The organism is Flavobacterium sp. PS2 (genome assembly GCF_046250155.1).
Lineage (GTDB): Bacteria > Bacteroidota > Bacteroidia > Flavobacteriales > Flavobacteriaceae > Flavobacterium.
In genome coordinates, this window is sequence record NZ_CP176426.1 from 1,712,722 (window position 1) to 1,725,823 (window position 13,102).

Annotated in this window: 5 protein-coding genes; all 5 read right to left on the minus strand. The window is 33.9% G+C overall.

Annotated features, from left to right (window positions below):
* Nucleotides 1-67: 67 nt before the first annotated feature.
* The 5 genes from sprA to ACJ6WR_RS07320 all read right to left on the minus strand — a co-directional run bounded on the left by sprA (nt 68) and on the right by ACJ6WR_RS07320 (nt 13,097).
* Nucleotides 68-7,291 (minus strand): cell surface protein SprA, encoded by a 7,224-nt coding sequence (sprA, locus tag ACJ6WR_RS07300; RefSeq protein WP_409417466.1) that lies wholly within the window; start codon nt 7,289-7,291, stop codon nt 68-70.
* 31 nt (nt 7,292-7,322) lie between these two features.
* Nucleotides 7,323-7,904 carry a Holliday junction branch migration protein RuvA gene (gene ruvA, locus ACJ6WR_RS07305; RefSeq protein ID WP_035617819.1) on the minus strand — a complete coding sequence of 194 codons (582 nt, stop codon included), beginning with the start codon at nt 7,902-7,904 and terminating at the stop codon, nt 7,323-7,325.
* A gap of 82 nt (nt 7,905-7,986) precedes the next feature.
* On the minus strand, nt 7,987-10,278 hold the full coding sequence (locus ACJ6WR_RS07310) for an NADP-dependent malic enzyme (protein WP_039114890.1): 2,292 nt from the start codon (nt 10,276-10,278) through the stop codon (nt 7,987-7,989).
* A 180-nt stretch (nt 10,279-10,458) separates the two neighbouring features.
* Nucleotides 10,459-10,884 (minus strand): CBS domain-containing protein, encoded by a 426-nt coding sequence (locus tag ACJ6WR_RS07315; RefSeq protein WP_039114892.1) that lies wholly within the window; start codon nt 10,882-10,884, stop codon nt 10,459-10,461.
* 257 nt (nt 10,885-11,141) lie between these two features.
* On the minus strand, nt 11,142-13,097 hold the full coding sequence (locus ACJ6WR_RS07320; RefSeq protein ID WP_409417467.1) for an OmpA family protein: 1,956 nt from the start codon (nt 13,095-13,097) through the stop codon (nt 11,142-11,144).
* Between the last annotated feature and the right edge of the window lie 5 nt (nt 13,098-13,102).

The window sequence follows — 13,102 nt, forward strand, 5'->3', positions numbered from 1 at the left end:
TGATAATTGAATTTTAATAGGGCAAATGTAACAATCTTCTAATCAAATCCACTTTAGAATCTGAAATTTAATTTCCAAAATTATATCTAATTGTAAATCCTGATCGAATATTCGTTAAAGGATACGTGGTCGAAATAACTGCTTTAGAAAATGAATGATCATAATAAAAAATTGCCGTTAGATTCTTGCTAAATGAATAATCTGCGGTAATTTTTACAGACCAAATATTCTGTCCTGCAGCAAGTTGGTTATTATCATAATCTAGATAACGCACCATGGTCTTGTTATTTCGATATGACAAATCTCCTTTTATATTAATATCACTTTTTATAACTCCTGTAGGACTATCAGCCAATGTCGATGAAAAAATCACATCTTTAATACGATATCCTAAACCTATTATATACTCCATCCCTTTAACTTCGGTCAATAGATTGTTATCAAAACTCATCGACAATGCTCTGTCTTTTTTAATTTCAGTAAGTACTTTCAACGAACTTTTCAACTCAAAATCCATTCTAATAAGCGGACTAAATTGCTCTACTAAATTGACATTAGACATAATTGTCGAATTATAGAAATTCTCAGTATCTGGATCTTTTTCTCCTGGATGTTGATCATATTTAAAATTAGAACGATATTGGTTAATCGTATAAGATGCTCTATAATTATGCTGTAAAGAGAAACGCTTAAATTTATCTTTAAAGTACTTATAACGCATCAATCCATTGTACTTTATACTCCAGTTTGGAAGTGGAAAGTTTCTAAAAATACCCGTCGAGCTTTTTGATGCATCACCTCCTGAATAGGCTGCCAAAAACGAAGGAAGTAAAACTGCCTGATTACTTTTTGTATATCCTATTGGATATCCCTCATTTGACATATAAATATTCCTCAAAGGATATTTAGGATCTGTTGGGTTAGTTGGAATAGGATTATTTGCATCTCCATATCTTGGAATTTCAACTCCTGAACCATAGTAGCCCTCTGCCAAACGATTTGCAATTATTAAACGATTACTTCTAAAATCATCAAATGCCGATGATGAATTTTCATCGCTTGTAGCAAATGACGTTTTTATTAAAATCGTCGAGATTGAAAAAATACCATAATTGTATGGCGATCTCGCATGATACAATCCAGTTTCATCAACATCATATTGTTCAGAGAAATTTGCTGAATAAGCACGATCTGCACTCAAATCAATTTTTAAATCTGGTAATAAATCGATATTCGCAGTAGCTTTAAACATCTTGTTTGTTACTTGCGAGAAGTTCTGGTTAAAATCCTGATAGTTTGTTAACCAACCATTTTTAGCTGCTTCATAACGTACATCATCCTGACTTCCAAAAATAAAACCTAAAGATGGTCGAGATGAACCTAAGAATCCAACGCTTGGTGTATACCCTGGCAAAACAGTTCCACTGTTAATAGTATAGTTTACCTGAATATTTTTTATACTTGTTAGTACCCCCATTAAACCATCATGAAATGCACTATTTACAACCAATGGTTGGTTTGTATTTACTACTTTCTCTCCTGGTTTTGGTACAGTTGGTTTAGCCTTAGGAACTTTTGCACCTCCCTTATTATTAAGCCCCAAATACTTATAAAGCGTATTCATATTCATGGTCGCCGTAAATGTATTCGAATTTGCATTCTGAACTGTATTCCCTAAATCATAAAAATTACCACTTCCATCCTCATAACTAGACAATGCCTCTGAAGTACGTTGCCAGCTATAATCACCCGTATAAGAATAATTTGCTTTTAAGAATCCTAATACAGGAATCTTATATAATGGAATTTCGTAATTTAAAATCAATTGTTGCATATGCTGATTTGGCGTACCCATGTCCCAATAGCTATCCCAAATACTAAAGTTCTCAATTGGCTCATTATCTGCATTCATATAATTTTTAACTATATTATTAGATGATGCTGTATAATTTATTTTTAATGATTTCGTAAGATTAAAATTAAAACCATACTGATAATTAAAAGCAAAGTTTCTTCTATACATTGGATCCAATCCAATACCTTCAACATTTTCTACTTGTCTAAATTCCTGACGATTATATTGTCTTATAATATTAGTATTAAACGAGATATTAGATGGCAAATAATTAAAATTAAAATCGCTTAACAATTTCCAATAGTCACTCTTCTTAAAGAATTTATTTTTCTTAAGCGGTTCAATTGTCTTTGGCTGAAAGCTGTATGCATAATTTACAGTTGTACTAGACTGTTGATCTCGGTAACTCGCAATTTCATAATCATGACGTTGCACTTCATTATATGATTGCGAGAATGTAAAGTTTTCAGGGTCATAAACGTGTTGTTTTTGCTCTGGCGCTCTATCTTTTCTAACTCCAATAAAGTTGATGCTTCTACGCTTTGTATAATCAATTGCACGGTTTTTTATATTATCTCTTTCGGCAGCATCTGTCGTTACATCCAATAACTGTTTCAATTTAATATCTTCATTAAACGGATCATATTCTGGCGTAATTACTTCTTCCCCAACAGCGTAATTAAATGGTAAATTAATTCCCCATTTAGGCGGTAATAACTTACCTAAATTCAAATTAGTTACGATATTGTATTGCTGTATATCTTCTCTACTTCTTTCATTCGGTCCTTGTTCCAGAGATCCAAATCCTATAGTACTTTTTCTACCTGTTGCAGAAACCGTAGCAAAATCGGCAAAATTAGTATCTAAATTTAAGATTGCGGCCATACCTCCTTTATTGTCCATCTCGGCAAGACGCAATTCATTAAACCAAACTTCTCCTTTAATATCCTGATGTGTTTCTGTATTCTTCACACCAACCATTAAATTCCTAACCAATCCAAAGTTCGGATTTCCTTTTATCCCTAATCGCAAAGTACTATCTCCATCACCATCTGGCTTGGTTATATCATCATCCGGATAATAAATTCCATCAAGAGGAAGTGTATTTGGGTCAATTTTCATCGCCTCAATTTTCATTTGTGTCAATAATGACAATGCCAAATCAATATTATTTTCTTCTGGCCAAACAACTTCTGGGCTTAAAGGAGAACAATCTGAACCTGACGTAGAAACTGGAATAGTAACTTTTAAAGGAATTTCTATTTGATAGAAATTCTGAGTAAAGTCATTTCCAAAACGGATAAAACCTACCATTTGTCCATTTTGCAACACCTGTTCATTTGGTAATGATTCAGCATGCAAAAACATTTTTAATCTGTTGTATTGACGCATATCAACACTTACGTTTTTAAATACAGCTCTGGAATCTTTTGGTTGCAATCCATTTCCAGCAACTCGTAATGCTAATGCCTGTTCGTTTTGATTAATAATTGTATTATTATTATATAATTGCTCACGCGCTACTCCTGGAGGAGAAACATAATTTACTGGACATCTAGTACTATTTTCTTCAATATTTACAGCAGAAACATCGAAAGTCGTATTATCATCTTCTACATTAACATCAGCAGGATCTAATGTATTTGTATATCTTCTCCACTCTCCTCTTACCAAATCTAATGCTCCAAAACGAACTGTAACATCACTTTCAAATCCTGTCATAAACATTCTCATGAAACGGATTGATCTAAAATCTGATATATTACCAATTGTATTTTGAGGTTGCGAAACTGGAATTTTAAACTGAATCCATCTAGCAGCAGTTACTACTCCATTTACCATAGTCACTTGGGTATTTTTTATATCTGTAATATAATTTTGCCCTATTTCCATATTTGGCTTAATATCGATGCTATACTCATAATAAGCATTAATCGTATTCATGGTATTATCTCTGTTGATATCCTCAACATCAGGAAGTGTTGTCGAAGCTCTATTTGCATCGTTTATATTTACATTCGAGTTTCCTTCAACACCGTTATAATTCTTGTAACGATCTAAAACACCACCATCAGCATTTAAGTAATAGGTATAATTATCTGCAGCTGGGTCATTTGTTGAGGCAAAATTATTATAAACTGCCCCTTCTCTAGCATCTGGTAAACCATCAAGACCTACATCCTGATTGGCTCTATTACCACTATCGTTGTCAAATGCGTAAATTAAAGATTGCGATGCTGGAACATCTCCCCACATAGGCTGAGGATTAACCACAATCTGACCTGGTCCTAAACCATTTTCATATTGTTTTCTTCCATCTTTCAAAATATCTTCTGAAATCTCTCCTAAGTTAAAGTAAACCTTACCTGTATTGGTTTGATCCGTTTCTCCTGCTCCCACAAATGGATCTAATACCCAAAACTGAATATATTCGACATTTCCTTGTTCAAAATCGGTTGAGCTCAAAGCACGCATTATCCCTCCAAAATTATCTTTTGGGTTTGTGGCATAATTTAAATTATTATTATAAGGTCCTCTTTCTGATGGGTAGTAAGTTAAATCCAATGTGTTTACTACTTGCGATTGTCCTTGTGCAATATCAGTTAATGGATACAACTCATCACTATAAATTCTACGGGTCGAGTTTAATGATAAATCATCATTACTTATCCCTGATGGTTTAGAAGAATAAAAAACTGGATCAATTGTGTACCATGCTAGTTTTGCTCTTTTAAAACCATAACTCATATCATTGGCTTTGGCATTAAAATTATAGGTACTTACAGCATTCTCCTCTGGCGTAGATGCAAGACTCCATGCATATGCCGAACGCATATCTATTGTTGATTGCGACCCTTCAAAATCATCTACGTAAATAGTTGATTCTCCTTCAAAATTATCTGCTTTTGGAGTACCAGGTTTTAAGAAGGCTATTTCTCCTCTTAACGAAAGATTAGAAGGAACATCCGTATCTATAAATGGTAATTTATTTACTAATCGGGTAAAGAAAGGAATCTCGGTAGAGAAATTTGTATTAAAACCATAAATCATATTATTTACAGATTCCTGTCCATAACTCGATTTTTGTGTAAACGGTTTCTCTGTCATTTGTAAAAAAGTACCTCCAACAGTAAAATTCTCAGAAATTTTATGTTGTACATCTATTCCCATAAATCTTCGGGTTTGTTGTCCGAAAATAGAATTATTCTCTAATGAAATCTCTATTGGTGTATTTGATGCCTGAAGCGAAGGATCCAAAATCTGAACTCTTCCTAATTGATAGTTTACACTATAATCAATTCCCTCAACCAAAACACGTCCTCCAGCAGTAACAACTACAGAACCTTGAGGAACGTTAAAAGCTCCAATAGGAATTCCGTCACCTCCTGTTGATTTATATTTACCTCTTAATAAGAATTTATTTTTATCACTATCCTGTAAAGCTGCAGATTGTGTACTAGCATACATATTACGGAATACATACTTGCTTTGATTTGCATTATAAGTACTTGTATTACGATAGTCTTCTCCTGTACTATTTGATAATTTAGAGAATAACAATTCTCCAAAAGGCTCTTTAGTTGTAAATATAATTCTACCATTTTGAGCATCCATTGTTAATCCCGGTAAGAAATCAAAAAAACCATCACCACCCGTTTGTGGGTCATTATTGTAGTTTAATTTATCCAAATTAAACACTTTAAGCAAAGGTGTTTCTTCTACTTTATTATCTGGTGTAGGATTTGGAGGAAATGGTGTCCCTGAAACTGGCGTGATATAATTTATAGGAGACGGATCTGTATATAAAATATTAAACCTGAAGTCTTCTTGTTTTATTTGATATGCTCCAGGGATTTGATAGATATTTTTCATCATCAAATTCCAAACCGGATTCTTAACATTTGTTAAATTGCTTTTAAGCATTTTCAAAATCAAACTTTGCGTTATGATTGCTTGATTTGAAGGATTGTTACCTGTTACTACTGTACCATCTACACCATCATTACCAAATTCCCCTACTTGGAATACCTGATCTCCCATTGTATATTCGTAGGCAACTGCCAGAACCTCGTCATTTGCCAATCGTTGTTGTAACGATAAATATCCTAATTGTGGATTAAAAGTATATTCATTAGAATTTAATTTTCTTGCATTTTCTAATTTCGAATAATCCTGTCCTTCACTTACTGTAATACCATTAAATCCTGAGCTTGAAGTAACAATTTCACGAATATTACTATTCAAATAACCTGTTCCACCTGCTATTAATTTTGGATCATATTTATTATTACTATTATTCGCTGGTGAATTTATTGGATTAAGAAACATTCCCGCTGAAGGATTAAGCACCACAACTTCACTATCTGGAACTCCTGATAATTGTGCCTCACCTAAATCCTGAAGTGCTATAACGTTTCTTAAATTGTTATTTGTAGTACTTACTCTATTTTGTTTATTAGTAATCCAAACTTCTAATCTTGTTATTTGAACTCTACTATCTATAAAAGGGTATTTTCTTAAAGAGGAATCATATTTACCTCTAAAGTATTGAGATAAAAAGAAGTGCCTGTCATTATCATAATTTAAAGCATACAAATCAAAATCCTGAACTGTACCTCCACCTTCGGCTACTACACTTTTACTTTGAGATTTTTGCTCTGAGAAAACTCCCGTAATTGTAGTTTTACCAAATTGTAATTGAGCTTTTACCCCAAATAAACTTTGTGCTCCTCTTATTAAAGTACTATTAAGCGGCATACTTACGTTACCAACCTCAATTTTCTGAATGATATCGTCTTCTGATGGTGTGTATTCTAATTTTATTAAATTTTGGAATGCAAATGTTGATTGTGTATCATAATTAGCATTTACATTTAATCGAGTACCTACTTTCCCTTGTAAACTCATACTGATACGCTGATCAAAATCAAAAGAAAGATTTGATCTGTTTCTAGGAGAAAAGGAAGGATTGTCTTGTTTGGTATAACGAACTCCTAAATCTATTTCGACAGAACCAGTTGGTTTTACATCGATGGTATTACTTCCAAAAATAGATTCGAAAAGTCCAGATCTAATATAATATCTAGGTAGTAAATCTTTTTTGGCTAATTCACTTCCGTCTTTTTTACCATCAATAGCATCTGCTTTTTTCTTAAAATAATCTCTTCTAGACTCTTTTAATATTAAAGCTTCGTATTCTTCTGGCGTTAAAATAATAGGATAATTAATCGAAAAATCATCTACGCTATTAGTATAGATATAGCGATCTGTAATAGGGTCGTAAGTATATGCGGAAAGAATACTTTGTGGATCTTTTATTTGTATTTTACCAACAGAATACCCTGTTTTAGTTGTATCTTGAGCTTCCTGTTTTACCTGAGCTTCCGATACAAACCCACAAAATAAAACCAGCAAAAAAATACAAATTTTATGCATATAGTCCGTGTGTTTTAAAGTACGTTTTTTTTTATAAACTTTTTAAAGCCTTCTTAATTATTGACTCAACAGTCGCCTCAGGATCTTCTTTTATGATTTTTTCAACCACTTTTTCAGATGTTTTTCTGACAAATCCTAAAACTTCTAAAGCAGATAACGCTTCATCTCTGTTTGTATTGTTTTGAAGCATTGAAACTTCATCTAAATCGTACAATTTAACAATTTTTTCTTTCAAATCAAGGATAACTCGTTGGGCAGTTTTGTTCCCAATTCCTTTTATTGACTGAATTACACCCACATCTCCCGATGCTATTGCATTAATAATTTGTTTCGGATCTAATGAAGATAACATTGTTCTGGCAATATTAGCTCCAATTCCAGATACCGATAACAACATCCTGAAGATTTCTCTTTCGGATTTTTCTATAAAACCAAATAATGTATGCGCATCTTCTTTTATTTGAAGATGCGTATACAATTTTATAAAATCACTATTTGGTATTAACGAATAAGTGTGTAAAGATATATTTACATGATATCCTACTCCACCACAATCGATAACAACTTCGGTAGGCGTCTTTTCAACTAATTTTCCTTGCAAATGTGCAATCATAATATAATGTTAACAGCGCCAAATATAGTAAAATTTGAAGTAAAAATACCACAATTTTTAAACAATACTTTTTTACCTGAAATTATTTAATCAAATTATTCTTTTTAATTTCTTTTTCCTGAGCATCAATAACAGCAATAGCTGCCATATTAACCATTTCTTCTACACTTGCCCCTAATTGGAAAATATGTACTGGTTTACCCATACCTAACATTATTGGTCCTATTGAATCTACTTTATTCAATTCTTTCAATAATTTATAAGTAATATTTGCCGATTCTAAGTTAGGGAAAATAAGTGTATTAACTTTCTTTCCTGCTAATTTAGAAAAAGGAAATTTTTCTTGTAGCATTTCTGGGTTCAAAGCAAAATCAGCTTGAATTTCTCCGTCAATAACTAATTCAGGATGATTTTTATGCAAGTAAGCTACTGCTTCTCTCACTTTGGCAGCTCCTGGATTTGTCGAAGAACCAAAATTAGAATATGAAACCATTGCAATTACAGGCTCTACTCCAAACATTTTAGCTGTTTTAGCTGTCATAACAGCTATTTTAGCCAAATCATCTGCTGATGGATTGATATTAATCGCAGTATCTGATAAGAACATTGGCCCACGATTCGTCATCATCATGTTTGCCGTAGCTACAAGTGAAGCACCAGGTGCTTTCTCTATAAGCTGTAACATTGGTTTTACAACCGATGGATAACTTCTAGAATGACCTGTTACCAATGCATCTGCCTCTCCTTCATTAACCATCATTGCAGCAAAATAGTTTCTTTCGCGCATTAATTTTTGAGCATCTAGCAAAGATATTCCACGTCTCTCTCTTGTTGACCAGTAAGAAGATGCAAATTGGTTTCTTCTTTCTTCTTGATCTTTCGTTTTAGGATCAATAATCTCAACATCTGCATCAAATCCTAATTCAGCTTTAAGCTCTAGAATGATTTCTTTATTTCCTAATAAGATTGGAAAACCAATACCTTCTTCATATACAATTTGGGCCGCTTTTAATACATTTAAATGGTCTGCTTCGGCAAAAACGATTCTTTTTGGATCCATTTTTGCTCTGTTTGTAATCAAACGAACCATTTTATTGTCATTTCCTAAACGAGCCAAAAGTTCTTCTTCATACTTTTCCCAATCAGTTATTGGATTTAAAGCTACTCCAGACTCCATTGCTGCTTTGGCTACTGCCGGTGCAACTACAGTAATTAATCTTGGGTCGAAAGGTTTTGGAATTATATATTCTCTTCCGAATCCTAATTTAGTCGCTCCGTAAGCAACATTTACTTGCTCTGGAACTGACTCTTTTGCTAATGAAGCTAACGCTCTAACAGCAGCCATTTTCATTGCTTCGTTAATTTTAGTCGCTCTTACATCAAGAGCTCCTCTAAAAATATAAGGAAATCCTAATACATTATTTACTTGGTTAGGATAATCAGAACGCCCCGTAGCCATAATAACATCCTTACGAGTTGTAATAGCTAGGTTATAATTGATTTCCGGATCAGGATTTGCCATTGCAAAAACGATTGGATTTTCAGCCATTCCCAATAACATATCAGCTGTCATGATATCTCCTGATGATAATCCTAAAAATATATCCGCTCCTTTTAAAGCTTCTTCTAAACCAATTGGTTCAATATCTTTAGCATATTTTAATTGTAAAGCAGATAATGCAGGGTTATTTTTAGTTAAAAGCCCTTTACTGTTATACATTAAGATATTCTCAATTTTTACTCCTAATAAAACATACAAATCAGCACAAGCCAAAGCAGCAGATCCTGCGCCTGAAACTACCATTTTTACATCTTCTGCTTTTTTATCTGCTAACTCTAAAGCATTTATCAAAGCTGCCGAAGATATAATTGCAGTTCCGTGTTGATCATCATGCATTACCGGAATATTAAGCTCTTCTACCAATCTTCTTTCTATTTCAAAAGATTCTGGTGCCTTAATATCTTCTAAGTTAATACCTCCAAAAGTTGGAGCAATATTCTTTACGGTTTGAATGAATTCTTCAATATCTTTTGTTCCAATTTCAATATCAAAAACATCGATATCAGAAAATATTTTAAATAACAATCCTTTCCCTTCCATTACTGGTTTTGATGCTTCAGGACCAATATCTCCTAAGCCTAAAACCGCGGTTCCATTAGTGATTACAGCAACAAGATTCCCTTTTGCAGTGTATTTATATACTTCGTTTACATCTCTTGCAATTTCTAAACATGGTTCGGCAACACCTGGTGAATATGCCAAAGATAAATCTCTTTGGGTTGCATATTTTTTGGTTGGAACTACTTGAATCTTACCTGGAGTAGGCTTTGAATGGTACAATAACGCCTCGCTTCTTTTACTATCTTTATTCATTGTTTTTAGATTTTATTCTAGCTTACAAAGATATAAGACTTGGCTTAAAAAGGAAGCTTTTATATTATTCTTTTATTCTTTTATATTACTCTTTTTTCAAAAAACCAGCTTTATTTTTAATCCAAAAAAAATAACCTGAAATTAATTAGGCTATTTTTTGCTATTCTTTCACACCATATTCTATTGTGATATATAGGAATTTAAGTGATTAATAGTGTCCTTTTGAATTTCTATTATTGATTTCACAACGTCACTTATAGAAATAATTCCTACCACAATACCATTATCTACAACAGGCAAATGTCTAATTCTTTTACTACTCATTAACTCCATACAGGAGTCTAAATTATCAGACAAACTTATTGTAATCACATTGCTTTCCATGATTTCATGAACAAATGTCTCTTTTGAAGATTTATCCTTTAAGACAATTTTTCGTGCATAATCTCTTTCTGACAATATACCTTTTAGCTCTGTTCCATCTATTACTAAGATGGCACCAATGTTTTTTTCTCCCATTACTTTTAAAGCCTCGTAAACGGTAGTCGATGAAAGTACTGAATAAACTTCTTTTCCTTTCGTGCTTAGTATTTGATTAACAGTCATATCTGATATTTTTAAGAACTATAAATTTAAAAAAAAACAAGTTACGAATAACATTATTTTATCTTTTTAACTTAAAAAATTATTCAATTAGCTGTCAAAACCAGAAAAACAAAGAGTTTTATTTATTTTTATAACACATTTAGTAAATATTTACTCAACACCAACCATCTGAATACAAAACAAACAATGCCCTTTCTGAAATTTCAAAAAGAGCATTGCTTTTAAATATGGTATTTATTATTTAGATGTACTGAATATTATTCCATCGAGATGATGATAAATTCACTTCTTCTGTTCAATTGGTGTTCTGCTTCGGTGCAAGGAACTCCATCGGAACAGTGGTTTACTAACTGACTCTCGCCATATCCTTTGGCGGTTAATCGATTAGATTTAATGCCGTTTTTTATCAACCATTGTTGGGTTGATTTGGCTCTTCTGTCTGATAATGCCAGGTTGTATTTTGCTGTTTGACGACTATCGGTATGGGAGCGGATATCGATTTTCATCTTTGGGTATTGCTGCATTACCGCCAGGATTTTCTCTAGTTCGAAGGCGGCATCTTTGCGGATGATGGATTTATCTAAATCAAAATAGATGATAGGTATGTTTAGCGTTTTGGCTAAATCGGTTCCTACTGTGATTGGCTTGATGCGTTTTTCTAATTTTATATTTAGGTTTGTTTCTCCTGATTGTTCTTTTATGATTACTGGAGTTTCTATCGTTTCATAATCTTCTTTGGCTACTCTTACATGATAGGTTTTGTTGCAATCTACCTTAAAGCTGTATGTTCCGTTTGCTACTGTTGTAACCTCGCCTATTGTTTTAAATTGCTCGTCGAGCAGGGTTACTTTGGCGTTCTCTAGTATGGCGTTGGTTTCTTTGTCGCTTACTATTCCTTTTAGGGTTTGCTCGCAGTTTAGTTTTCTGGTTTGGGTTAGTTTGTAAATATCATCGTTGCCGTTTCCTCCTTCTCGATTGGAGGTAAAGTATCCTTTTTGGGTTTCACTATCGATGATAAATGCAAAGTCGTCTTGCTTGCTATTTATTGGTGCGCCTACGTTTTGTACTGTTGTAAAGGTGTTATCGTTGTTGTTATCATTGATTTTGGTAACGTATACATCGAGTCCGCCTAGTCCTGGTCGTCCGTCGCTGGCAAAATATAGCTGGTTGTCGTTTGCTATAAATGGGAAGGTTTCTCTGCCTTCGGTATTGATTGTCTTTCCTAGGTTTTCTGGTTTTCCAAAGCTTTTGTCGCTGTTTATTGTTACGCTATACAAATCGGATTGGCCCAGGGTTCCTGGCATATCGGAGGCGAAGTATAGTTTTTTTTCGTCATTGCTTAGTGCGGGATGTGCGGTGCTGTACTGGTCGCTATTAAATGGTAGTTCGCTTACGTTGGTCCATTTACCATCGATTTGTTCTGCTTTATAGAGTTTTAACAGGGTGATTTTTTGGTTGTCTTTGCCTCTTTTTCCTTCCAGGTAGTTGTTTCTTGTAAAGTACATTGTTTTTCCGTCTTTGGTGAAAACGGGGGTGGATTCATTGAATTTGGAATTGATGTTCTTTTGAAATCGTTCTGGTGTTCCTAGTGTTCCATCGGCTTTTATTTCGGCGGTGTATAGGTTGGTAAAGGATTTATTGGTCCATTTGAATGTTTTTTTGGCTATGCCTCCGGTATCTCTGGCGGATGCAAATACGAGTTTGTTGTCGTAATAGGCGCTTCCGTAATCGGTTTGGGTGGAGTTGATTTTTGCGTCGGCTATTTCGTATCGCCCTGAGTTGGCTTTTATTTGCTCGAGGTAGTTTTTATTGTTTTCGAATAGTTCTCCTCTTTTGTCGGCTGCCTTTTTTTTGTTGAAGGTATCGAGGGTTTTATCTGCTTTGGCATAATCTCCTGTGGCTTTTAGGGTTTGTGCGTAGCGGTAGTAGTACTCGGGTTCTTGTTCTGGGTTCATTTCAAAAAGGGCCTGATACCATTTGGCGGCTTTGGTTAGTTCGCCATTAAAGTAGTAGGCGTTACCTAGTCTTTGGAACATTTCCTGGTCTTTGTATCCTTTTTCGGCTACTCTTTCGTAGGTGGCAATGGCATCGATATAGGCGTATTGGTTATAGTCTTTATCGGCTTTGTGCTGGCTTGCGCTTTGTGCTCTTCCGTTTAGTGTTATCAGTATTAAAAGGAGGGTGAAGGTGATGGCTATATAGTTTTTTTTCATCTTTG